General features: G+C 64.2%; 9 protein-coding genes and 1 pseudogene (1 of these 10 only partly in view). 6 read left to right on the forward strand and 4 right to left on the reverse strand.

From position 1 onward, the window contains the following. The 6 genes and pseudogenes from IEX85_RS20545 to IEX85_RS20570 all read left to right on the forward strand — a co-directional run. Window positions 1–13,179: pseudogene (locus IEX85_RS20545) on the forward strand (LEPR-XLL domain-containing protein) (its annotated part extends 19,473 nt beyond the left edge of the window); the annotation flags it as partial. A 2,539-nt stretch (window positions 13,180–15,718) separates the two neighbouring features. Further along, a complete protein-coding gene (locus IEX85_RS20550; protein WP_188862508.1) occupies window positions 15,719–17,578 on the forward strand; it encodes an efflux RND transporter periplasmic adaptor subunit in 1,860 nt (619 codons plus the stop codon). A gap of 2 nt (window positions 17,579–17,580) precedes the next feature. Further along, entirely contained in the window at window positions 17,581–19,728 is a 2,148-nt protein-coding gene (locus IEX85_RS20555) for a hypothetical protein (protein WP_188862509.1), read from the forward strand. Window positions 19,729–19,750: 22 nt separating this feature from the next. Then, entirely contained in the window at window positions 19,751–21,700 is a 1,950-nt protein-coding gene (locus IEX85_RS20560) for a preprotein translocase subunit SecA (RefSeq protein WP_188862510.1), read from the forward strand. Continuing rightward, window positions 21,697–22,524: an efflux RND transporter periplasmic adaptor subunit gene (locus tag IEX85_RS20565; protein ID WP_188862511.1), complete on the forward strand. Its 828-nt coding sequence runs from the start codon at window positions 21,697–21,699 to the stop codon at window positions 22,522–22,524. Before IEX85_RS20560 ends, IEX85_RS20565 begins: the two co-directional genes overlap by 4 nt. A gap of 10 nt (window positions 22,525–22,534) precedes the next feature. Further along, the gene (locus IEX85_RS20570; protein ID WP_188862512.1) at window positions 22,535–23,362 is read left to right on the forward strand and encodes a hypothetical protein; all 828 of its coding nucleotides are present in this window, start codon (window positions 22,535–22,537) and stop codon (window positions 23,360–23,362) included. A 265-nt stretch (window positions 23,363–23,627) separates the two neighbouring features. On the opposite strand, the gene IEX85_RS20575 is transcribed toward IEX85_RS20570, so the two are convergent. From IEX85_RS20575 to purM, 4 genes are read right to left on the reverse strand one after another with little or no spacing between them, the layout of a single operon-like run. Then, complete coding sequence (locus IEX85_RS20575; protein ID WP_188862513.1) at window positions 23,628–23,891, reverse strand: YfcL family protein; 264 nt, start codon at window positions 23,889–23,891, stop codon at window positions 23,628–23,630. After that, complete coding sequence (locus tag IEX85_RS20580; RefSeq protein WP_188862514.1) at window positions 23,888–24,601, reverse strand: DUF3108 domain-containing protein; 714 nt, start codon at window positions 24,599–24,601, stop codon at window positions 23,888–23,890. The genes IEX85_RS20575 and IEX85_RS20580 overlap by 4 nt, the downstream gene beginning before the upstream one ends. Window positions 24,602–24,656: 55 nt before the next feature. Next, a complete protein-coding gene (purN, locus tag IEX85_RS20585; RefSeq protein ID WP_188862515.1) occupies window positions 24,657–25,304 on the reverse strand; it encodes a phosphoribosylglycinamide formyltransferase in 648 nt (215 codons plus the stop codon). A gap of 2 nt (window positions 25,305–25,306) precedes the next feature. Beyond that, window positions 25,307–26,365, reverse strand: a complete 1,059-nt coding sequence (purM, locus tag IEX85_RS20590; protein WP_188862516.1) for a phosphoribosylformylglycinamidine cyclo-ligase — start codon at window positions 26,363–26,365, stop codon at window positions 25,307–25,309.

The following is a 26,365-nucleotide window of genomic DNA, read 5'->3' on the forward strand; positions in this document are numbered from 1 at the left end:
ACCAACAGCACTGCGGACGAGCCGTCGGCATTCAACGAGCTGACAACCGCTATCGAAACCGACAACTCCCGCATTCTGGCGCAGGGCACCGTGACCATCACGGCACGCTTCCTCAATATCAACGGCCTGATCCAGAGCGGCGTCGATACCATCACCGTCGATATCGCCTCGAGCTTCAATCCGGGCAACCAGACCACCAGCTTCACCGACAGCAACGGCATCACCCTCGCCGGCATCACCTTCGGGGCCGACGACGTGCCGGTCGACGGCTACTTCGACGCCGCGCGCCAGGCCATCGTGATCGAGGAGATCATTCCCCAGGGCGGCCAGATCGTGCTGGCCGGCCAGGTGCTGAGCACCGGTAACGGCCGCCTGCGCGTGGCCAACGGCTACACCAGCGTCGATATCGACAACCACAGCGGTTACGACCTGATTCTCGAGCGCATCGACACCACCACCGACCGCAAGGGCCAGATCACCATCATCGACACCGCAACGCTGCGCAAGGACGTCTATGAGGTCTCGGCCGGCATGGTGATCCACAGCGTCTATTTCGGTACCGAGGCGGATGACCCTATCGCCGAGGACGGCACCGTCTCGGCAATTGACTACACCTTCCAGTCTGGCCTGTCTGATCTCGTCGGGGTACCGATAACGGCCGGCGTGGAGCTGATGTACGCGACCCGCAGCGGGCTGCACTATGTCTGGGTCGAGGGCCAGTCACTGACGGAAACCACCATCACCAACTACGAGGACAACAGCTTCAACCTGTTCGGCGACAACGCCTTCGCCGACCTGCTGGTGCGTGACGACAGCTGGGTCGACCAGGAAACCTTCTATACCGACGCCCAGCCGCTGCTCGAATCCGAAACCCTGGAGATCGAGAGCGGCGGCGGTGTGCCGAGCTATGCGACCGGCGATGCCTACACCATCTATTACCGGCAGGTGCAGGAGGTCGAGATCGAGGCGCGCACCGATGTCACCAAGGTGTACGTCGGCGGTACCGAGACCGGGGCGAATGCAGGTCAGGGCGGCAAATGGTATCTCTACAAGGGTACCGACGGCGCCAAGATCTACCTGCCAGGCGTCGATTACGACGGCCCCGAGGACGGAGACGGCAACCCCCTGGGCAATCCGGACTGGGAGGAGTACTTTGGCTCGGTCACCGTGGATACCTCGGACGACGGCCTCGGGGTGCTGAACTATGCCCTGAACCAGTACCCGGACAGCTTCGTCAACCGCTCGGTCGAGGGCGAGACCTGGACCACCGGCGGCGGCTGGCTGCGCGAGAAGACGGTGCACACCCAGATCACCGAGATCGTCGGCCTGCTCGATCTCTACACCCACACCCTCAAGGGCGACTATCCGATCGGCATCGACTTCATCGAGGATGTCGCGACGCCGAGCATCGATATCCGCACCCAGGGCAACCTGATCCTCGAGGGCGACATGGAATCGCCGGAGCACGGCACCATCTACCTGCAGTCGTACACGGGCTCGGTGACCGCGTCCGAGGGCGTCGCCATCTACGGTGCCACGCCAGAGGTGCACGCGGGCTCCGGCAGCGACGACATCATCTGGATCAACGTCGAGGGCAACAAACTCGCCGAGGATGCCGATCACAGCAAGACCGACGACCTGGTCACCCTGAAGAAGGGCGAGCTGGTCGAGCGCAACGACGGCCTCTACCGCTTTACCGGCAATGGTACCGTCGTCGACACCAATGGAGATGACGCCGAAGTCGGTATCGCCGGACTGGAGCTCAAGCTGAGCGAACAGGATTTCAGCGACCGTCGCAACTGGCTCAAGCTCGCCGACGCCGGGCTGATCGCGATTGCTGGCGGCGATATCACCATCAACGCCATCTCGCTCGACAACGCCAGCAGCCGGCTCAAGATCGCCGAGGTGGATTCCGGCCACGGCGATGTGCTGATCAACGCGCCTGACGGTATCTACGCCGCGGGCGCTTCGTCCCAGATCACCGGCGAGCGGGTCGAGCTGTACGCCTCGGACGGCTACATCGGCAGCGCTGCCCTCAAGCTGAACGTCGACAGCGATATCGACGGTATCGCCAAAACCGGCGGCCTGGCGGCGCTCGCTTATGGCGATATCTATATTAGCGAGACCAACGACACCGATACGGCCGGGAACCTCAAGCTGGCCGCGCCGAAGTTCTGGAACGGCAATGCCGCGGTCGAGTCGACCGACGGTAACGTCTGGCTGCAGACCACCAACGGCTCGATCCTGGATGGCATCGTCGAACTGTTCCGGCCGGGCGACGCCGGTATCACCCTGACCTACGATGACCTGTCCGCCGAGCTGAAAGCGGCCTACGACAATAACGAGTTCTCGCTCGACGCCGCCCAGTATCCGGTGTCTCCGGGGCTGATGCGGGTGCTCTTCCCGCACACCGACTTCCTGGGCCTGACCCAGATCACCTCGGCTGCCGAGACTCCGAACGTCATCGGCGCCGAGGTGACCCTGATCGCCGGCGGCGCCTCGGGCGGTATCGGTCGCCTGTCCGACCGGCTCTCGCTGGATCTGACGCAGGACTGGATGCTGCTGAGCCCCGCAGAGAAGGAGGCGCTGTCGAGCGCCACCGCAGAGGATATTATCGGCGTGCTCTACGAGCTCTATCGCTACAAGGGAAGCCTGCAGAACGGCGTCGATCTCTCCGACCTGGACTTCGACACTTCGGACTGGGAGCGCATCGCGGTCGACTTCATCTCCAATCTCGACCGCAATAGTCCGCAGGAAATCGATATCGACAACGGCGATACGGTGCTGCTGCAGTACAACGCCAACAGCTATGGTCTCTATCGCTACCTCGGCGACGACGACAACGCACTTGATCTGAGCGGTGAGGATTTCCGCGACAGCACCCGCTGGGAGCTGATCCTGGCCGATCACGCCACCGACGACAACCAGGCCGCGACGCTGGCCAACGGCGATATCGTCGCCAACAAGCGCGCGGTGGTTCGCCTGACGCTGCAGCTGTTCGACGACCTCGATATCGAGGCCGATACCTCGCTGTCGATCGATGCCGGCAATACGGTGGTGATCGGCACCGACGGCGATTTCCTCATCGACCATATCAAGGTCGACGGCGACATCCGCCTCAAGGCCGCGGGCAGCGTCTATGACCTCGGCCTCGACAGTGAAGCGGCCATCAGCACCTTCGGCGACCTGATCATGAGCGTCGGCGGCTCGATCGAGGCCGACAACAACGCCAGCGACTCGCCGCTGCGGGTGCAGCTGGCCGACGGCAGCCAGCTGAGCGTCGATGTGGCCGGGGATATCTACCTGATGCAGGTCGACGACGCCCTGTCGGTGAGCTCGGATTTCAGCAGCCTGGTCACCAGCAGCAGTACCGACGCTATCGACGACCTGATCGCCTATCGCGTCGAGGCGGGCGGGGTGGTCAAGATCACCGTCGAGAAGGGTGACCTCGAAGTCGGCTACGTGACGTCGGCGCAGTCGGTCGATCTGCGCGCCGAGAGCGATATTTTCGACTTCTACAACGACAGCGCCAAGCCGGTGGTCAATATCTTCACCGGCGATCTGACCGATCCGGCGACCGGTAACGTCTACCTCGAAACCACCAACGGCAATATCGGCAGGGCGGACAACTATCTCGATGTCGAGATCCTGAAAGGGGACCTCAACGTCGATGTCGCGCTGAATGCGTTCATCAACAGCATCGATGACCTGCGGGTCGGCACCATCCTGTCGCAGGACGGCAACGTCACCCTGGATGTCGAGGGTATTGCCTATATCGGCGTGATTACGGCGCTCGGCGACGGCAGTGCCGATCCCGTCGGTTCGCTCTCCGACGGCCTGGTCACCATCGATGCCAGCGACAGCATCGTCGATCGGCGCAACGACACCACGCCGAACATCATCGCCACCGGCGCGCTGCTGATCGCGGGCCTTGGCATCGGCAGCGCCGCCAACCCCTTCGATACGCAGGTCTCGCGACTCGAGGCCAGCATTCCGGGCGGCGGTATCTGGCTCGACAACAAGGGCGATATGAGTATCGGCAATATCAGCGCCGCCTACGTCGGCATCGGCGCCCTCGGCACCGTCGATATCTCGGTCTTCAGCGACCTGACCGTGGACGAGCTGATCGACAGCGCCGGTGGCCCGGTGCTGCTTGACGCCGACGAGGACATCATCGTCAACAACGGCATCCTGAGCGGCGGCGGCTACGTAGTGCTGCACGCCGATGAGGATATCGAGTTCACCGCAAACGGCTACATCGATACCGAGAGCGGCGGGGCGAGCGTGATGCTGGTGGCGGACTATGACGGCGCCTCGGGTGGCGGCATCGAGATGGCCGACGGCTCCTATATCGACGCCACCGATGGCTTTATCGATCTCGATGCCACCGACGACATTCTTCTCAGCTACCTGACCACCACCACCCAGGCCGATGTGAAATCCTCCAGCGGCAGCATTCTCGACAATGGCGACAGCGACGTCGAGGTCCGCGCCGCCAGGCTGCAACTGCGGGCGGCGGACGATATCGGTCTCAACTCGGACGAGATCGAAACCGACGTCGATTACCTCGAGGCCGTGGCCAGCGGAGGGAATATCTTTATCGATGACCAGAACGGCCTCATTATCGGCATGCCGGATCTGACATCGATCGTCACTGGCATCGCCGGGCTGGTGGCGCCGGCGTTCGAGGGCCAGGCGCTCAATACGGCGCTGCTCGGGCTGTTCGCCAAGGAAACCATCCGCGTCACCACCACAGGCTTTATGCGGGTACGGGAAGATGTCGAGTCCAGTGACGACCGTGTCACGCTGCGCACCATCGACTCGGCGGCGATGACCCTGTTGCCGCAGCCGGATGACAGCGATGCGGTATCGGCGCTCGATGGCAGCGATGCCGACGAAGACCTGACGGTCGAAAACAACGCCACCATCAAGGGCGCGCTGAGAATCACGCTGCTGGCCGGCGACGATCTGATTCTCAAGCAGGGCTCGCTGCTCACCACCGATGCCGACGGCGTCACCGGTGTGGACGACAGCATCCGGCTGCGTATCGACTACGGTGATGCCGACGACAACGTCGGCTTTGGCGCCGGTGGCAACGCCTTCAATACCGGCGCGCGGCTCGACCTGCTCGGCGCCGTCTCGACCACCACGCTGGAGATTACCGGCGAGGGCGACGACGACACCTTCTATCTGAGCCCCACGTCCCTGAGCGGCCATACCAGGGTGATCGGGGACCGCACCGGCAGCGCGAGCGATTCGGATCTGTTCGTGCTCGATCATCTGCCCAGTATCACCAGCACGCACGACCGGCCGGACCATCTGCTGGCCGACGGCACCGACGGGGCGGTACGGGATACCATCGATCTTGACGGCGTCGGCGGCAGCGACCGCTACGTCGTCAATATCAGCGGTGATGCCACCAGTTACCTGGTTAACGTCAAGGATACCGGCGCGCCCAACGATGGCGCCGATACGCTTGGCATCTTCACCCTGAACGAAGTCGGAACCGATCCGTTCGACTGGACGCATCCGCAGGTCTCGAACCGGCTGTCCGGCGATGGGGCGGGCAGCGATCCGGATACCGACGATATCTTCCTGCTGCGGCGCAACTTCGTTGCCTACCTGACGCAGACCGGCGAAGACGACGGCTTCCTCACCTTCGACGACAACTACGAACGCATCAACTACGACAGTTCGATCAACGGCCGCCTGCTGATCAGCGCCGGTGACGGTGACGACCAGTTCTATATCGACGACAACAGCGCCATCACCACCCTGGACGGCGGTACCGGCAACGATCTGTTCCAGACCGGACAGGTGTTCGGCAACAACCCCAACGGCTACTACTACGATGCCGCTAGCGTCCAGCACTATGTCGGTACCACCGAGCTCGATATCGGCCTGCCGACCGGAGAGTCCGGGACAGACGATAAGGGTTTCTACGAGGTATTTGACAATGGCACCGTAGAGACGAGGGTCTACGGGCGCAGCGTCGCCACCGATATCCAGAATATCGATCTGACCTCGGACCGCGACGATATCGAGCTGCTGCAGATCACCCGCGGCTTCCTCAGCCGCGGCATTACCCAGGCACTGACCGCCTACGGCGGCGAAGACAGCGATACCTTCAATGTCTACAGCAACAAGGCGGTGCTGCGGATGGAGGGCGAATCGGGCAACGACACCTTCGTGATCCGGGCCTTTATCGCCGAGGACGACATCATCCTCGACGGCGGCGGTGACGACGACTACTTCGAGTACAACATCAACGCCCCGGTCAGCATCAACGGCGGCCTCGGCTTCGATACCGTGGTGGTCATCGGCACCGAGCGGCAGGACGTTTTCATCATCAACGAAGACGGGGTCTTCGGCGCCGGGCTTAGCGTCAACGTCGACGGCGTCGAGGAGGCCATCGAGGTCGACGGTCTCGAGGGCGACGACATCTTCTATATCCAGGGCACCCGCGACGATGTCATCACCACCGTGATCGGGGGCCTGGGCAGCGACAGCTTCATCGTCGGCGGCGACGTTATCGAGGATGTTATCAGCCAGAACCTCGACGGCGTCAGCGCGGTGATCAACCACGGCGCCAACAGCGCGCCCGACAGCGACTACGACAACCTGCTGGTCGACGGCATTCCGATCACCATCGCCACCGCGTCCCAGGGCAAAGTGATCATCGATCAGGACGAAAACGGCTCCCGCGGCACCGAATCGCCGGGCTTCACCCGCGTCACCGAGGACCGCGTCGGCGACTTCGACGAGTACTGGATCTCGCTGTTCGATCCGGGTGATCTCGACAGCAGCACCGTGGCGTACCTGACGATCTCGGCGGCGCAGTCGTCGAGCTACGACCGACGCCTGCCGACGCGCCCGTTCGTCGGTGACGACCCGGGTCCGGAGGGCACCGCTCCCCACGTCGCCGAGTCCATCGAGATCTCCCTCGACGGCGGACTTACCTGGCAGGCCGCCGGCGTGCTGACCTTCACCGCAGCGACCTGGGATACCCCGCAGCGGGTGCTGGTACGCGCCCTTCACGATGACGCCATCGAAGGCGAGCGCAAGGTGATGATCAGCCACAGCCTGAAGGTGCAGAGCGACAGCCAGGCCGATATCGACGCCTTCGACTCGGTCGCCATCTCCAACGTCGAAGTGCAGGTGATCGACGATGACCTCGGCACCCTGCTGATCGAGCAGCTCAACGCCGAAGGCAAGGTCGACAATTTCACCCAGGTGCTCGAAGGCGTCGATATCTACGACGGCGACGGCAACCTCATCGCCAATAGCGCCATCAGCGATACCTACCGGGTGCGCCTCTCCACTCTGCCGACCGCCGATGTGACGGTCGAGTTCGACTTCGATTCGAGCCAGCTGGCGCTGTTCGACAAGGACGGTGTCGAAGTGACCTCGCTGACCTTCAACGTCGGCAACTGGGACGACTGGGTCACGCTGACGATTCGTGCGGTCGAAAATAACCTGGCGGCCAACAGCCAGATCGTGCGCATCCAGCACAGCTTCACTAGCGACGACCCCATCTACGACTCGCCGGACGGCATCACCCGCTTCGACATGGACGGTAGCTGGATCCTGGACGGCTTCCTGGCCGGCGACGTTATCACCGTCAGCGGCAGCGTCCACAATGATGGCACCTATACGGTGGTCGAGGTCTCGGAGAAGGTACTGACGCTGTCCTCCGGTGACCGGTTGATCACCGATATCGCGACCGACATGACCATCAGTCGTGCGGGCGTGGTGCTGTTCAGCGGTGTCGCCAACTTCGATAACAACCTCGAGGGCCCGAACCCGGTCGAACTCGATGTACGCCTGCTCGATGACGACGCGCCGCGTGTGCTGGTCACCGAGTCGTTCGGCAGCACCAAACTGGTGAAAGGTCAGGCCGACGGCACCGACGACTACAGCCTGCGGCTGGTCAGCGAACCGAGCGATCCGGTCACCGTGAGCCTGTTCGGCGACGGCCAGACAAGGGTCATCAGCGCCGAACAGGACGGCAGCGACCGCCTGATCGCCACCGCGCTGGGCGATGCGGTGTCCGTCGATGTGACGGTCGGGACCGACACCACCGACAACGAAGGCACGGATGTCACGCGTTACACCCTGGTGCGGACCGACGGCAAGAGCTGGTACGAGGACGGCTTCAAGGTCGGCAGCGACTTCATTATCGACAACGAAAGCTTCACCATTGCCGACAGCAGTGACTTCCTCAAGGTCAACGGAATCGCCGACGAGATCGACGACCTGACCGATGCGGTGACGCAGTCCGTGCTGTTCCTGACCCTGTCCGGTGACCTCTCGGCCAGTGGCCTCGATATCTCCGATGGCAGCCACAGCTTCCAGCGCCTGGCGTACGGCGTCGAATTCGACGCCGACAACTGGTGGCTGGAGGTCAAGATCCTGATCGAGGCCGATACCGACTTCGTGGCCGATCCCAGCCAGCAGTTCGTGCGCAACGAGCCGGTACGGGAGCACCTGATCAACCGCATCGCCGGACCGCTGATCATCGAGGGCGGCGTCGCTGCAAACAAGGACCGGTCGCTGAAGCTGGCGGTAATGTTGCCGAGCGAGATCAACGACGACACCCTGCCGCCGCTCGATATCGACATTGACACTGTGGAATCGGAGCAGGCCGACCAGCTGCGTGTCTTCAACGACTCCAGCGTGGTGGACGATGTCGGCTGGCTGCAAAGCGTCGAGCTCGACAACTCGGTGGTATCGCTCGACAACGCGGTGAACCTCTCAGGTCTCGGCATGAGCCTGCTGGGCGCCGACGAGGCGGCGGAGTACAGCCTGCTGGAGGGCATGTCGCGGCCGCTGGAAGTGGATATCAGCGATGAACAGGACGGCTCCGGCCTGATCGTGTTCCCGGGCGGCATTACCTTCGACGATATCGAGATCACCGAGATCATGCTGGGACAGGGCAACGACACCCTGACCATCGACGCCACCAGCGCTGGTACGCCGGGGGCCGAGGAGTACGTGGTCACGGTGGTGCACGGCGGCGGCAACCGCTACCTGACCGATAGCGAGGGCGAAGAGCTGGAAGACGATGACGGTCTGCCGATTATCGGTGGCGACCATATCATCGTTAACGGTGGTGGCGGCGCCGACTCGCCGCTGGTGATCTACGGCGATACGTCCCAGGACGGTGCGCGCTACGACTCGCGTCCGGACCTCGGCGTCTACAACGGCAACGCCACCTTCTTCAACCGCCACGGCGACGACATCATCGACGCCTCAGCGTCGGAGTTCTCGGTCACCATCTACGGCGGTCGGGGCGATGACACCCTTTACGGCAGCCAGGACGACGATCAGCTGGCCGGCGGTTCCGGCAACGATACCATCCACGGCGAAGCCGGCAACGACCACATCTATGGCGACTCCGGTTTCAACCTCGACTTCGCCGTGACCAAGGACGACAGCGATATCGCCGTCGTCGCCCGCCTGCTGACGGTACCGACGGTGAACGCCAGCCCCGAGCTGACCGCCGATGCCGTGACCGAAATCGACGGCGACGAGGAAACCACCACCACGGTTATCCTCGCAGGCGAGGATCATCTGTACGGCGATGCCGGCGCCGATATCATCTTCGGCGACCACGGCGAGATCCTGCAGGCCGACGGCGGCGCCGCGCGGCTGCTGCAGAATTACCTGGTGACCTATATCGGCACCGTCGAACCCGCCAATGGCGAGATGGATACCATCGAGGGCAATGCCGGTCATGCCGATACCGAAGAGGGCGACCGTATCCTCGGCGGTGCCGGCGGCGACTGGATAGATGCCGGCGAGGGCCGCAATATCGTGCTCGGTGACCTCGGCTTTATCGACTACGTGACCGCCGATACCGATGATCTCGACGATATCGATCTGATCCGGAGCACCGACGTCGACATCGGCGGCGGCGATACCATCGTATCGGGTGCATCCAGCGACATCATTATCGGCGGTTTCGGCACCGACCTTATCGATGCGGGTCAGGGCGAGAACAATATCGTCATCGGCGACCACGGTTTGATTGCCTCGGCCGCCTATCAGGGCAGCAGCGATCTCGATGCGCCGCTCGACGGCCATCCGATCACCCTGGGACGGATCGAAACCATCGAGCCCGACACCGGCGGTGGCAACGACATCATCAGCACCGGCCTCGGTCGCGACATCATCCTTGGCGGCTTCGGTGACGACCGCATTTTCGCCTTCGGTTCGAAGCTGGATGACGAAGACAAGGTCGTCGTCGATCCGACTGGTGCCGCGGATGACAAGCGCAACCTGGTTATCGGCGACAACGGCTTTATCGACTATGTCATCGAAGACGGCGATGCCAGCGATATCGACCGTATCTGGTCGCTTGAAGAGGACGCGCCCGAGTTGGGCGGCAACGATCTGATCTACACCGGCGATGACAACGACATCATTATCGCCGGCACCGGTGCCGATGAAATCCATGCCGGCAACGGCGTCAACCTGATAATGGGCGACAGCGGCCGTCTGACGTCTGCGGTGGCCGACGACCCGCAGACCTGGTCGGCGCACGACTTTACCCTGGGCCTGATCCAGAGCACCGGCTGTGACGACGGCGATGGCGAAGTGATCATCACCGGCGACGAAAATGATGTCGTCTTCGGCGGTATCGGCGGCGACTTCATCAACACCAACGGTGGCAACGATATCGTGCTTGGCGGCAATGGCGTGATCGGCTATGCCGACACCGAGATCGACGGCGTGCTGGTGTTCGAGGATCCCGATGACGATATCGGTGTTATCGACTATATCGCCAGCGATTACGCGCCGGGCGACGATCATATTGAGGGCGGAACCGGCAACGATATCCTGGTCGGCGGCGGCGGACGCGACTATATTACCGGCGGCGCGGGCAACGACCTGATATTCGGTGACCACGGGCGGCTGGAGGGCAATCTCGATCCCGAAAACGGCTTCGGCCTGCCGCTTGCCGCGCTCTTGCCGGCGTTCAGCTTCACCTCGATCAGCACCGAAGAGAAGGTTTTCGATCATCACTGTGATGAGTTTAATGGTGATCTCTACGGCGACGACGACTATATCGAGGGCAACGAGGGCGACGATATCCTGATCGGTGGCCAGGGCTCGGATGCCATCCTCGGTGGTGCGGATGACGACGATATCGCCGGCGGCCATGCGCTCGGCGGCTTCGGCATCGAAGCAGACGGCACGCTGACCCCGGTCGATAGCGCCGTGCTGGCGATGGTCGCGGACGGCTACGACGACGGCGACTTTATTGACGCCGGTGCGGGCGACGATCTGGTGGTTGGCGACAACGCCCGCTTCGAGCGCCGTCCCGACTCGCAAAGCGAGCGCATCCGCGTGCTCGAGGGCAGCGTGATCTACGGCGAGACCATTGGCAGTAGCGACGGCCTGGTCCAGGTCACCGCGGATTCGCAGCTCAACCCGACCGGCGCGGTCGCGCGGGTGGTGCAGCTGCTGGCCCATTCCGACGCTGATGAGGCAACCCCCAGCCCGAGTCACGGCGACGACTATATCGCCGGCGGTGCCGACGACGACCTGCTGTTCGGCCAGCTCGGCGACGATATCATCCAGGGCGACGGCCTGATGGTTCTGGCGGCTGCGGTCGAAGCGCAGGATCATGGCTACGAAATGGGCCAGGTGCTTGCAAGCGGTGAGGTGGTGATCCGGCTCGATGCGGACAGCTATCAGTTGCTGACGCCGGTCGGTGCTTACCGTGATGGCGAAGGCTATCTCCAGGTTGAAGCCTCGGAAGAGCGGGAAAGCGACGGCGACGACTATATCGAGGGCAATGGCGGCGACGATGTGATCTTCGGCAACCTCGGTCAGGACGATATCGTCGGCGGCAGTTCGACGCTGTTCGGCCTTGCTGGCGACGAAAGCCTGCGCCCGGACGGCGAGGATCTGATCTTCGGTGGCGCCGGTACTGATCTGGACCGCAACAATGAGGGTGATACGGGTGTTAACGGCCACTCCCGAGATGCCGATGTGATCGCCGGCGACAATGCCAATATCTACCGGCTGGTGGGCGTCAATGGCGTGCCGACCGCCGATTTCCTCACCTTCAACTACGACAACCCGGACGTAGCCGATACCAACGCGCCGGCGGGTGGCGCTGAGTATGGCAACATCAAGCTGATCCCCCGCGCCGTCGAGCTGATCGATTACACCGAAGGCGGCCCGGACTTCGATCCGGATGCGCTGGATGACAACGGCGCCGGTGACGAGATCCACGGCGAATCGGGCGACGACCAGGTCTATGGTCAGGTCGGCGACGATGTGATCTTCGGCGAGGGCCAGGACGATGACCTGATCGGCGGTTGGGGTCGCGACTTCCTGCTCGGCGGCACCGGCCGCGACGGTATTCTCGGCGACGACGGCCGTATCTACACCAGCCGCAACAGCGACCAGTTCGGAGAGGACCTCTATGGCATCGTCGCGCTGTTACCGGCACAGACCGATCTGAAGGGGAACCGGAATGCGGACCCGAACTCGCTGAACGCGCTTATCTCGACCCCGGGACGTGCCCAGGAGACGGTGATCAACGTCGAGGGTGAACTGAAGAAAACCGTCAATCTGACGCCGTTCAACGTCGACCCGAACCACGACTTCCAGGACCCGCTGTTCGATCCGCAGTATGCCGACGATATTATTTACGGCGGCCTGGACGACGACTTCCTGCACGGCGGCGCCGGCGACGATGCGATTTCCGGCGCCGAGGCCCTGGCGGAGGCTGCGGTGGTGGTCTTCCCTGAAGGCTCTGGCACGAATGCCGAACGCGATGACGGCGTGGTGCTGACCTTCGGCTACGACCGTCCGCTGGTGGTTTCCAAGGCCGAGGCGGAACTCAACTTCTCGTTCCGCCTGCTGGGCTTCGAGGCCTACAAGGCCGAAGAGTTCGCCCACTATGACGAATACCGGCCGCTCGACAAGATATACGTCGACGCCGAAAATGCGACCTATGGCCGCTACGACGGTCAGCGCACGCTGCTGGAGTTCTTTATGAACTTCGATGCCCGCGATGGGCGGGCTGTCGACAGCGCCGTCGATGTAAACAATCCCGGCTGGGAGATCACCACCGACGGCTCCGACCGCATCTTCGGCGACCTCGGCAACGACGTTATCTTCGGCGGTACCGGCAATGACACCCTCTACGGCGGTTACGGCAACGACTACCTGCAGGCCGACGATGAGCTGGAGACCGAGGGCGATGACCCGGACGACAACCGTATCCCGGACGGCCCGCAGCTCAGCTACGAGGACCGTGCCCACGGCGGCGCCGGTCGCGATGTGCTGATCGCCAATACCGGCGGCGACCGCCTGATCGACCATGTCGGCGAGTTCAACAGCTATATCGTGCCGTACGCGCCCTTCGGCGCCGCGACCGTCAGCCGTACGCTGCAGCCGCAGCTGATGGAGTTCATGTACGCGCTGTCCGCCAGTGACGGTGCCGACCCGACGCGCGCCAACGACACCGGCAACGACCCGCTGCGCAACGGTGAGCCCGACGGCGAGCTCGGTCTGGTGCTGCAGAAGGATGCCGACTGGCAGGATCAGACCGGTGCGCCGGATGACCCGCAGGCCGGCAACATTCCGGGCGGATCCCGCGACGTGCTGCGCGGCGCCAACTTCAATACCGGCAATACCGACAACTTCCTCGTCGACAGCGGCAGCTTCACCGCGATCAGCGGGCGTCTGCAGGTCGAGCCGGACACCCTCGGCGGCGACGCGGCGGCGGTATTCATCGTCGACCAGTACCTGCCCAACTATTTCGAAATCCGCGCCACCATCAACGCCGGCAAACCGATCAAGGGCTACAAGTCCAACGCCTACCTGATCTTCGACTACCAGTCGGCCACCGACTTCAAGTTCGCCGGCGTCAATATCTCCACCGACAAGATGGAAATGGGGTACCGCGACGCCGACGGCTGGCACGTGGTGCAGCAGACCAATTCGCAGCTCAGGCCGGACAAGGACTACGATGTGCTGCTGGCGGTCAATGGCACCACCGTGACGCTGGTGATCGACAACCAGGATGTCTTCATCTACACCTATGCGCCGCGGGTCGACGCCGACGGCTTCATGTACGGCATCAACGCAGGTCTGGTCGGCATTGGCGCCAACAATTCGGCTGCACGCATCGACAACGTCGCGGTTCAGGTGCTGCCGCCGGAGTTGACCCTGGAAGCGCTCGAGGATTTCTCCGACGGAATCGCCGACCGCTTCACCGGCACCAGAGTCGGTGACTGGAGCATAGACAACAGCGATGCCTACGTGCCGACACCGGATGCCGGTCGCGGTTACGCGATCAGCACCTCGAATATCCGGATCGATTCGGCCTACCTGGTGCGTATCGATACACGACTGCAGACCGACGGTGTTGCCGGTGTCGTCTTCGATCAGTACGGCGAAACCGAGTTCAAGTTCGCCGCCATCGATGCTGGCAGCGGCAATCTGCTGATCGGCCACCACAGCGCGCGTGACGGCTGGGCGGTCGATGTCTCGGTGGATCTCGGAATTCGCGCCGGCAGCTGGTACGACCTGACCGTTACCGCCGCTGGCAGCACCGTCAGCGTGCTTCTCAACGGCCAGACGGTCGCCGGCCACGCCTTCAATGCCGTGACGGTGGACGGCGAATTCGGCTTGTTCTCCGATACCGCGAACTCCCGTTTCGACAGCGTGACGCTGGCGACCAACGATCCGGCTTACCTGCCGGTGGATGACGGCAACAACCTGCTGGCCGATGCCGCGGTGCCGGATCCTGCGGCGCTGCGCATCCCGCTCACGCTGTACCGGCTGTCGCCGGTGCTGGATTCCGCCATTGCCCAGTGGCAGGCCTCGGGGCTGGTAAGTGCCGAGCTTTTGGCAAGGCTCGATACCATCGACGTCGTCATCCGCGATCTGCCCGGCCAGGTGCTGGGCCGTTACGACAACGGCACCCTTTACCTGGATGTGGACGCTGCGGGTTATGGCTGGTACCTGCAGGACCCGCTGGCCTGGCCCGACGCGCCGACGTCGCTTTCCGCCGGCCAGATCGACCTGATCTCGGTGGTCATCCACGAGCTCGGACACGCGCTCGATCTTGAGCATGGCGATCTGGGTGTGATGAGTGCAACGCTCGCTGCCGGCACCGAAGTCACGCTGGAGTCGGGCATGCCGGAAACCGAAACGGCCGCGGTCGATGAGCGTTTCGAGCCGGATGTCATCTTCGAGACGCTTGCCGCGCTGCCCGGCACGCATCACTGGCTCGAACCGGAAATGGAAACCGCCACCCTGAGGGCGCCGGTTCGGGTGCACAGCGTCCCGGAAGCAGCGGCGAGGGAGCTGCGTGTCTTCGATGCGGTCTCGGGTGAGTTCGTCACACCGCCGTCCGTGGCTATAGCAGGCTCCGGGGCGGGCTTGCCGCAGGTAGAGCCGGCCGGATCGACTGATACCGGCGACTGGATCGTCCACCGCGACACTGGCGCTGCCGATAGGGACTATAGTGACTACAGTCGCGAAGCGATGGCTTTGCAGGGACGCAGCATAAACTGGGGCGCCGCCGTCGACCGGGAGGTGACGGACCGGTCGCCACTGGTACCCGGGCTGCTGGGCTGGCTGATGCATGTCGCTCGCCCGTTGCGCGACTGGTGGAACTGAGCGGCTGAAAGGCTGCGATGGCCGGCGCCGGCGACCGAACAGATGCATAAGACTCTGGGAGCCTGGAATGCCGGAAATGCTGGATAACAGCCCACAATCGTCGCCTGGCCAGAGGGGGGAGCTCGCCTACCTCGATCAGGCTCTCTGGAAGCGCTTTCACGAGGCCCGCAGCACCAAGGAGTTCGCCGCCGCCTGGCTGACGCTGCAGTGTTCCATGCTGCCCGGGGTACGTGCCGGCGTGGTGGTTCTGAACGACCGGGACGGCGGTGCCTGCGTGCCGGTTGCCAGCTGGCCCGACGGCAAGCAGGCGTCGCCCGAGCTGGCCTCGGCCGCCGAATCGGCACTGGCCGCCGGCAAAGGCGTCGCCACCCATACCGACAGCGGTGCCTGTGCCGCCTATCCCATACTTATCGATGACCGAATGCGCGGTGTTGCCGCCGTAGACGTCGACACCCGCGACGAAATCGTGCTGCGCAGCCTGATGCGTCAGCTGCAGTGGGGTTGTGGCTGGCTGGAGGCGAATTTACGCCGGCATGGCGACCTTGCAGGGGAGGGCGTCGGCGACGATGCGCTGCTGGCGGTCGAGCTGGCGGCACAGGTGCTGGAGGCCGAGCGCTTCCAGCAGTCGGCGACGGCGCTGGTGACCGAGCTGGCAACCAGGCTTGGCTGCGAGCGGGTCAGCTTCGGTATTCGCGATGGTCGCCATACCCGGGTGCTGGCACTGTCCCACAGTGCCCAGTTCGGCAAGGCGGGCAACCTGACCAGGGCGATTGCCGGCGCGATGGACGAAGCGATCGACCAGCAAACCACGCTGCTGTATCCGCAACCGGACGCTGGCGAAACCTGTGTCGACCGGGCCCACGCGGAACTGTCCCGGCTCGGGAACGGGCAGCAGATATGCACCGTTCCGATGGCCGATAAGGGGAGCTGGTTCGGTGCGCTGACCTTCGATACGTCGTCTGCCGCAGGCTTCAGCGAGCGTCAGCGGGACACCATGGCGCGTGCTGCCGCCTTCGTGGCGCCGGTGGTGGCGACCCGCTACCGCGAGGATCGCTGGATCGGCTACAAGCTGTGGCGCTCGTTGCGCGAGCAGCTGTCGCGTCTGTTCGGTCCGCGTTATCTGGGCCGCAAGCTTGCGGCGCTGGCGCTGCTGGGGCTGGCGCTGTTCCTGACACTGGCAACCGATGTCTACCGGGTACGTGCCGCGGCAACACTGGAGGGTGCCATCGAGCGCGTGGCCGTGGCCCCGGTCGCAGGCTTCATCGCCGAAGCCGGGGTGCGCGCCGGCGACAGGGTCGCGCAGGGGGAGCTGCTGTTTCGTATCGACGATCGCGATCTGCGCCTGGAATATCTCAAGTGGTCGAGCCAGAAGGCCCAGGTGGAGCGCAAGCTGCGCGATGCCATGGCGCAGCACGAGCGCAGCGAGGTCAGCATTCTGCGTGCCCAGCTCGACCAGGCCAATGCCCAGCTCAGCCTGGTGGGTGAGCAGATCGAGCGAACCCGTGTGATGGCCCCGTTCGACGGTATCGTCGTCTCCGGCGATCTCAGCGACCAGCTCGGCGCGCCGGTGGAGCGGGGGCAGATCCTGTTCGAGATCGCGCCGCTCGACGCCTATCGCGTGGCGCTGCAGGTGCCGGAGGGTGCCATCAGTGAAATCCGCAGCGGCCAGACCGGCCAGCTGGTGCTGGCATCGATGCCCGACCGCGCCTTGCCGATACGCATCGAAGGCATCACACCGGTATCCACGGCGGCCGACGGACAGAACACCTTCCGCGTCGATGCAAGTCTCCTGGAGTCGGCGGAATTCCTGCGGCCGGGCATGCAGGGCGCAGCCAGAATCGCGGTCGAGGAACGCCGGCTGGCCTGGATCTGGACCCATGATCTGATCGACTGGCTGCGTCTGCGCGTCTGGTCCTGGTGGCCCTGAGTATGGCCGAGTCGCTGTTCAGTCCTGCCTGGTATCGGGTCGCCGAACTGCGACCGCGGCTGCGTGGTCATGTGCAGGTGCACCGGCACAGTTACCGCGATGAGGTCTGGTTCGTACTGCAGGATCATCTGTCCGGGCGCTTTCACCGCTTTTCCGAGGCCGCCAACTGCGTGATCGGACTGATGAACGGCGAGCGAACCGTCGACGAGATCTGGCAGCTGGCGGCGCAGGAGCTGGGAGACGACTCGCCGACGCAGGAGGAGATGATCCGGCTGATGGCGCAACTTCATGCGGCGGATGTGTTGCAGAGCGAGGTGCCGCCGGACAGTGCCGAGATCTTCCGCCGTTACCGGCAGCAGCAGCGGGCGCAGCTGCGCCAGCGGGTCTGGAGCCCGCTGGCGTTGCGGTTTCGTCTTTTCGATCCCGAACGCTTTCTGGTACGCACGCTACCCCTGATACGTCCTGTGTACGGGCCGTTCGGCTTTCTGCTGTGGCTCGCAGTGGTGTTGACCGGCGCTGTGCTGGCAGCGATGCACTGGGGAGAACTGACCAGCGACCTTGCCGATCGCGTGCTGGCGCCGCAGAACCTGATGCTGCTGTGGCTGTTGTATCCGGTCATCAAGGCGATCCACGAGCTGGGACACGCCTACGCCACCCGTGTCTGGGGGGGCGAGGTGCACGAGATCGGCATCATGCTGCTGGTGTTCATGCCGGTACCCTACGTCGATGCCTCGGCGGCATCGGCTTTTCGACAGAAGCATCGTCGTGTCATCGTCGGCGCCGCCGGCATCATGGTCGAACTGTTCCTGGCGGCGGTGGCACTGCTGGTGTGGCTCAACGCCGAACTCGGGCTGGTGCGCGCCATTGCCTACAACACCATGCTGATCGGCGGCGTCTCGACGCTGTTTTTCAATGGCAACCCGCTGCTGCGGTTCGACGGATACTACGTGCTGGCGGACGCCATTGAAATCCCCAACCTGGCGCAACGGTCGCAGAAATACCTGGCCTACCTGCTCAAGCGTTACCTGTTCGGCATGGAGTCGCAGCAGTCTCCGGCGACCAGCAGCAGCGAGCGAAAGTGGTTCGTCTTCTACGGTATCGCGTCCTTTATCTACCGGCTGTTCATCGCGGCGGCCATTATACTGTTCGTATCGGGCGAGTTTTTCGTTCTGGGCATTTTGCTGGCTCTCTGGGCCTCGACCACGCTGCTGGTGATACCGATGGGCAAGTCGCTGAAGTTTCTGATCGCCGATGGCCAGCTGGGCGGGCAGCGGCCGCGGGCGCTGCTGGTGTCGGTATCGCTGCTGCTGTTGCTGGGCGTACTGCTGTTCCTGGCGCCGGTGCCTTACCGCACCCTGGCCGAAGGGGTGGTCTGGTTGCCCGAGCGCGCGACGGTGCGGGCCGGCGCCGACTGTTTCGTCACCAGCCTCGAGCAACCGACGGACAGCCAGGTCACCAGCGGAACCTTGCTGGTGCGCTGCCAGGACCCGTTGCTGCGGGCGCGTCTCGAGGGACTGCACGCGAGGCTGCGTGAACTGCGGGCGCTGTTGTCGGCGCAGTGGCGGGACGACAGGGTCGCGGCGCGGGTGACGCGGGAAGAGATGCGCGCCGTCGAGGCGGACCTGGCCGACGTGCGGCAGCGCATGGACGCCATGGATATTCTCAGTCCCGCCGACGGCCGTTTCGTGGTGCCGCGGGCGCTGGACCTGCAAGGCCGTTTCGTGCGGCAGGGGGAGACGCTCGGCTACGTGGTCGAGCCGGTGCCGATGCGGGTGCGGGTGGCGGTACCCGAACGCGATGCGGATCTGGTGGCGTCACGCAGCGGCGAGATCCAGGTGCGTCTGGCGGACCGCCCGGCGTCGAGCCTGCGTGCCGAGATGACCCGCCAGATACCGGGAGGCTCGGACCGGCTGCCAAGCCCGGTGCTCGGCAAGGTCGGTGGCGGCCGTCTGGAGACCGACCCGCGGGACCCGGATGGTACCCGCACCTTTTCCCGCATCTTTCAGTACGAGCTGGTGTTGCCGTCCGAGGTGCCGCGCTCGCCGGCCGGCACCCGGGTATACGTGCGCTTCGACCATGGCAGCACGCCGCTTGGCTGGCAATGGTTCCGGCGCGCGCGCCAGGTGTTCCTGGGCAAGTTCGGTATATGAGCTGTGGTGAGGAGGAGCTGAGGTGCGCAGTTGTGTCGGAACCCTGCAGGCGGGAGAAGCCTATGCGCTGCGCAGTGACGCGCCGCCCGGGCTGCTGGACCGGTTATCCGAGCGGCTGGCGTTGCCACAGCGGCTGGTCGACCGTTCCTGGCTCCGGCTGGCGAGGATTCTGCCGCCGGTACAGGCCCACGCCGAGACGTTTCGGACGATGCCGGATGAACTGCTGCGCCGACACTGCCTCGATTTGCGCCGGCGTCTCAAGTCTTCGCGCCTGGCGCTGCCCGTTGCCGGCGAGGCCTTTGCGCTGATTCGCGAGATCTCGCGCCGCCGACTCGGCATGAGTCACTTCGATGTGCAACTGGTCGGTGGCTGGGCGATGCTCAATGGCATGGTGGCGGAAATGGCGACCGGCGAGGGCAAGACGCTGACGGCGACGCTGGCCGCCGGCACTGCGGCGCTGTCGGGCATCCCGGTGCACGTCATCACCGTCAACGATTATCTTGCCGGGCGTGACGCCGAGGCGATGCGGCCGGTCTACGAGGCACTGGGTCTGAGTGTCGGTGCTGCCCTGACCGGCATGTCCGACGCCCAGCGCCGCGCCGCCTATGGCTGCGACGTGACCTATACCACCAACAAGCAGGTGGCATTCGACCACCTGCGCGATCGTATTCGCCTGCGCCACCGCAACAGTCGTATCGGCCTGCACTTCCTGCCTCAGGACCAGGACGGGCTGCTGCTGCGTGGCCTGCACTTCGCTCTGGTGGACGAGGCGGACAGCGTGCTGGTGGACGAGGCGGTGACGCCGCTGATCATTTCCCGGCGCGGCCGGCCGGTCTATACACCCGATATGCTCGACACGGCGCTGACGACCGCGGAGTCGCTGCGTGCCGGCCGCGACTACTGTCTGTACGCCGAGCGTCGTCAGGTGGAGCTGCTGTCCGACGGACAGCAGTTCCTGGCGCGCTGGGCGCAGGACACCGCCGGCCTCTGGTGCAATACCCGTTATCGCGAATACCTCATCCTGCAGGCGCTGCGCGCTCTTTATCTCTATCAGCGCGACCGTCACTATCTTGTCGATGACGGCAAGGTGCAGATCATCGACGAATTTACCGGACGGGTGATGCCGGACCGCTCCTGGGAGCAGGGGCTGCACCAGTTGATCGAGGCGAAGGAGGGCTGCGAGATCACCGGCGAGATGGAAACCCTGGGCCGGATCAGCTACCAGCGCTTTTTCCGTCGTTACAGCATGCTCGGCGGCATGTCCGGGACCCTGCGCGAGGTGGCGCCGGAACTGCGCGCCGTCTATGAACTCTCGGTTGCCGCGGTACGGCCGCATCGACCCAATTGCCGCCGTTATCTGCCGGTAACGGTCGTGCGCACCGAAGCACAAAAGTGGCAGCGGGTGCTCAAGCGCATAGCGACCGTGCATGACAGCGGCCGTCCGGTGCTGGTGGGCACACGCTCTGTCGCGGCATCGGAGCACCTCAGTGGCCTGCTGTCGCAGGCAGGGCTCGAGCACCGTATCCTCAACGCCCGCCAGGATGTTGCGGAGGCCGAGATCATCGCCCTTGCCGGGCAGCCGCGCCAGATAACGGTGGCGACCAACATGGCAGGACGGGGCACCGATATTTGCCTGGGCCCCGGAGTGGCCGATCTGGGAGGGCTTCATGTCATCGCCACCGAGCGTCACGAGGCCCGCAGGATCGATCGCCAGCTGTTCGGCCGCTGTGCCCGGCAGGGGGATCCCGGCAGTTGCGAGGAGATTCTGTCACTGGAGGACGAACTGGTGGCGCGTCAGCTCCCCGGATGGTTGAGGGGGCTGATGCGGCCGCTGGGACGGCCTGCATCGCTGCTGATGCTGACACTCGCGCAGCGCCGCGCGCAGCGGCGCAGTTACCGGATGCGGTTGCGGATGCAGAAAATGGACGAGTATCTGGAAAATGTACTGGCGTTTACGGGAAGGCTGGAATGAGACGTTCTTTATTGGTTGTACAGGCGATCGCGCTTCTCTGCGGACTGGTGCTGTCGCCCCTTCGGGCCTGGGCCGAGCAGCTGGACTGTGTCATCGAACCAAGCGAGGTCGCTGATGTCAGCAGCGCCGCGAACGGCATTCTGTCCGAGCTCCTGGTGAAACGGGGAGACTGGGTCGAGAAGGGCGCCGAGGTCGCAAGACTCGAATCGAGCGTCGAACAGGCCAGCGTCGAACTGGCGCGGGCCGAGGCCGAGGCACAGAACCTGATCCAGGCCCGCCGCTCGCGCCTCAACCTGGCCAAAAAACGGTTGCAGCGTGTGGTCGAGCTCACCAAGACGAAGGCAATATCGTCCCAGGAGCTGGACGAGGCCCGGACCGATGTGGAACTGGCCGCCGCTGAACTCGAGGAGGCGCAACACAACCGGCGGCTGGCGCAGCTGCGACTGGCGCGTGCCGAAAGCCTGCTGAACCTGCGAACCATCAAGAGTCCGGTATCGGGGGTGGTATCGAAGATTCATGTCACCGCCGGCGAGTCCGTGGAGGACAGGCCGATTCTCAGCATCGTGCAGATCGATCCGCTGTTCGTCGAGGCGATAGTGCCGGTCAGCCTGTTCGGCGAGATTCACGAGGGGGATATGTCGCATGTGTACCCCGAAGCCCCGGTGAACGGCGACTTTCTGGCGCGGGTAACGCTGGTGGAGCGGGTGATCGATGCCCCCAGCGGCACCTTTGGTGTGCGCCTCAATCTCGACAACAGCGACAGAAGTCTGCCGGCGGGCCTGCGCTGCAAGCTGAGCTTCAACGATGCCGTCGCAGCCGATTAGGCCAGAGAGGATGGGCGCGCGCACGACGGTGCAGCCGCCCGCAGCAGACCCGTGCCTGAACGCCGGACCCGGGGCGCGCCTTCTCAGCGGACTGCGCCGGCGCGGATTGCGACCCGTCGGCGAGCGCTCGTGCAAGCTGCGCCAGGGGCGGGTGCTGCCCGAACGCTTTCTGCTCGGCGTGCCGGTGTCGCAACTGGCGCCGGAGGACTTCGGTAGCCTGCTGGCGGAGTTTGGCCTGGACAGCCGGGGCCGGCAACTCTTCGATCAGCACTTTCCCGGGGCCAGCGAGGTGCAGTTCGCGGTCGAACAGGACGGTGACAGGGTCCTGTGCAAAGTATATCTGGAGTACTGGGATCGCCTGCTGCAGCGACTTGGGCGTGGTGATGAGGGGCCCGCGCTGCTGAACCTTGGCTTCAAGTGGCAGGCGGGTCGGCCCGCGGACCTCGTGCTGGATTCTTATCTCTGTCTGCCGCGGATCAGGCATCTGGATATTGTCGGGCGGGTAAGGGAGCGCGCCGGTGAGCTCGGCGATGCCGTCGCCGACCTGGTGCTCTGGGCTGCGGCTGCCGTACCGGATCGTGAGCTGGTGTATCTTGAGGTCGACGGCGGGGAGGGCGGACGTTATTCCTACGACATCAATCTCTATCCGTGCCGGCGAAGCCTGTCGGATGCAGCACCCCGGCTGCAGGCACTGGCCGGACGATTGTGCTGCGACGGCGGCGAGCTCGATGCGCTGCTCGAGCGCCACGCCCGGGCACCGCTTGGCCATATCTCGGGCGGGCGAGACCGGCAGGGGCGCGGCTTCTTTACCTTCTATTACGCGGTTGGCGCGCTCTGAGGCTTAGCAGGATGTTGAAAATCTATCTGCGTTGCCGATTGCTGCGTCAAAAACAGGCTCAAGCGTAGGATGGGTGCAACGACGTTTGGTACGGAGCGTACGTTGTGGTGTGCTCAGGGCGTCGTGAAACCCATCGTATAGCGTTAGTTTGTCGTTGTAGGTTGATGGGTTGCGCCGCCTAATCACCGTGGTACTGCGTTCCCTGGTGCCAGCGCGGCTTCACCCATCCTACTACTGCTACGATGCTGTTGGCGCGCTCTGAGGCTCAGCAGGCGGCGAGGGCTTCCTGCCAGAGTGAGCGGATGCCGTCTTTGTCGGCATCGCTCAGATGGTCGACGGCAAAGGCGTCATCGAGGCTGGCGTCGACGCCCCGGTGCAGCTGCTCCGGGGTCTCGGGGTCGGCGGCGGCAGCCAGACTGAGATGGCCCAGCAGATAGCTGCTGTAGAACAGCCGGTCGGCATCTTCGGTGGTTTCTTCCTGCCTCAGCAGATACTGGTGCAGGTGGTCGCTGTAGGCGCTGACGTTCATAGAGCTTCCAGTTTTTTCAATAGCAGTTGGACTTCCTTGCCGTCGCTTTCGATCTGCCAGAGCTTGACGATCATGTAGTCGAGCTCCGGAGCGAACCAGATATAGGTCTCGCGATCGGCATCTTCTCCGCGGTCCCGCTGGACCTTGATGGCGCTGAAGTCGCCGGCGGGGGTGCTGACGGTTTCTCTGCCCAGCACCTCGAAGGCGTACTCCTTGAGCGTGCCGCCGTCGGCGACGGCATACAGCAGCTTGCGCTGTCCGCCCGGCAGATCGAGGCGCAGCTGAATCTGGTAGGCGAGCTTGTCGAGGGTGCCGGGCGGGATATCCATATGCCAGGGTTTGTCCTCGACGTCATTGGTGACCCGGGCGTTGGTCCAGTCGAAGCTCAGTATGGCATCGCGGGTTTTGCCCAGTACCTTGCGGTGGTACTGGTAGGTGTGCGGCACCACGCGGTTGCTGTCGACGCGAAAGCGCGTGCTTTCGGTGACGCCGGCGATCCCGGCGTCGGCGGTGCTGGTCAGCAGCCAGTGGCCGTCCGCCTGCTGGCGCAGCTCGCGCACGGCATCCACCTGCAGCGGCATTCCGATGTCGAGACGGGACTCGTACAGTGCACGGAAGGGCTTGAGCTCGGTGGTAGCCTGGGCCGTGTGGCTCAGGCCGGCAGCGACGAACAGGCTTGAACAGAGTAACTGTCGAATCCAGCGGTACATATACTCTCCGACGGCATGGGGTATCCCGGGCGGGGCCCGGGATGACAGCAAATGATCAGGGCTCCAGTCTGAGACCGGTCTGCGGCAGGTGCTGGCCGTCGAACTCGACACCCTCAGGCAGAAGACGCAGACGGTCGGCGCAGAACCACTCGACCGCCAGCGGGTAGATCTCGTGTTCGCGCCGGTGAACGCGCTGCTGCAGGCTGTCGGCATCGTCGCCGGCCTCGACCGGAACCGCCGCCTGTACGACCAGCGGGCCGCCGTCGAGTTCCGGGGTCACGAAGTGCACCGTACAGCCGTGCTCGGTATCGCCCGCATCCAGCGCCCGCTGGTGGGTGTTGAGCCCCTTGTACTTCGGCAGCAGCGACGGGTGGATGTTGAACATCCGTCCGAGGTAGTGGCTGACGAACTCCGGTGTCAGGATGCGCATGAAGCCGGCCAGCACCACCAGATCCGGCTCGTGGCTGTCGATCAGCTCCTGCAGTGCGGCATCGAAGGTCTCGCGCGAGTCGAAGGCCTTGTGGTCCAGTGGCTCTGCCCGGATACCGGCACGGCGGGCTCGCTCCAGCCCGAAGGCGTCGGGGCGATTGCTGATCACCGAAACGATGCGGCCGTCGATGCGACCGCTCAGCGTCGAATCGATCAGCGCCTGCAGATTACTGCCGCTGCCGGAAATCAGCACGACAATCCGCTTGGCGGCCATGCTCAGGCCTCCAGACCGCGCAGTTCGACCTGCTCCTCGCCGTCGGCTGCGTTCTCGATCTGGCCGATGACCCAGGCCTGCTCACCGGCGCCGCCCAGCAGTGCCAGAGCCTCGTCGGTGCGCTCGGCCGGGACAGCGATAACCATGCCGACACCGCAGTTGAAGGTGCGGTACATTTCGCGGGCATCGACGTTGCCCTGCTGCTGCAGCCACTGGAACACAGGCGGCAGTTCCCAGGACTGGGTGTCGATGACGGCCTTGGCCGACTCCGGCAGCACGCGCGGGATGTTTTCCAGCAGACCGCCGCCGGTGATGTGCGACAGGGCGTTGACCCGGCTTTCCTTGATCAGCTGCAGCAGCGACTTGACGTAGATACGGGTCGGCGCCATCAGGGCGTCGGCCAGGGTGGCGTCACCCATCGGCTGGCTGAGCTCGGCCTGGCTGACTTCGATGATCTTGCGGATCAGCGAGTAGCCGTTGGAGTGGGGGCCTGAGGAGGCGAGGGCGATCAGGCTGTCGCCGGCCTGCACGCGGCTGCCGTCGATGATCTCGTCCTTTTCCACCACGCCGACGCAGAAGCCGGCCAGGTCGTAGTCGTCGCCCTCGTACATGCCCGGCATTTCGGCAGTTTCGCCGCCAACCAGAGCAGCGCCGGCCAGCTCGCAGCCGCGACCGATGCCGGTGACGACGTCGGCGGCGGTGTCGACGTTCAGCTTGCCGGTGGCGTAGTAGTCGAGGAAGAACAGCGGCTCGGCGCCGGCGACGACGAGGTCGTTAACGCACATGGCCACCAGGTCGATGCCGATGCTGTCGTGCTTGCCCAGGTCCATCGCCAGGCGCAGCTTGGTGCCGACGCCGTCGGTACCGGATACCAGGACCGGCTTGCGGTAGCCCGCCGGAATTTCGCACAGGGCACCAAAGCCACCGAGACCGCCAAGGACCTCTGGACGTGCCGTCCGTTTGGCAACACCCTTGATGCGCTCAACCAGGGCATTGCCTGCATCGATATCGACGCCGGCGTCTTTGTAGCTCAGGGAAGTTTTGTCGGAACCGGTAGACAT

Source organism: Marinobacterium nitratireducens, from assembly GCF_014645375.1.
GTDB classification, from domain to species: domain Bacteria; phylum Pseudomonadota; class Gammaproteobacteria; order Pseudomonadales; family Balneatricaceae; genus Marinobacterium_A; species Marinobacterium_A nitratireducens.

Coding starts and splice junctions, on each gene's coding strand:
- IEX85_RS20550 (WP_188862508.1), top strand. CDS start 15,719: ATGCCGGAAATGCTGGATAACAGCCCACAATCGTCGCCTGGCCAGAGG.
- IEX85_RS20555 (WP_188862509.1), top strand. CDS start 17,581: ATGGCCGAGTCGCTGTTCAGTCCTGCCTGGTATCGGGTCGCCGAACTG.
- IEX85_RS20565 (WP_188862511.1), top strand. CDS start 21,697: ATGAGACGTTCTTTATTGGTTGTACAGGCGATCGCGCTTCTCTGCGGA.
- IEX85_RS20570 (WP_188862512.1), top strand. CDS start 22,535: ATGGGCGCGCGCACGACGGTGCAGCCGCCCGCAGCAGACCCGTGCCTG.
- IEX85_RS20575 (WP_188862513.1), bottom strand. CDS start 23,891: ATGAACGTCAGCGCCTACAGCGACCACCTGCACCAGTATCTGCTGAGG.
- IEX85_RS20580 (WP_188862514.1), bottom strand. CDS start 24,601: ATGTACCGCTGGATTCGACAGTTACTCTGTTCAAGCCTGTTCGTCGCT.
- purN (WP_188862515.1), bottom strand. CDS start 25,304: ATGGCCGCCAAGCGGATTGTCGTGCTGATTTCCGGCAGCGGCAGTAAT.
- purM (WP_188862516.1), bottom strand. CDS start 26,365: ATGTCTACCGGTTCCGACAAAACTTCCCTGAGCTACAAAGACGCCGGC.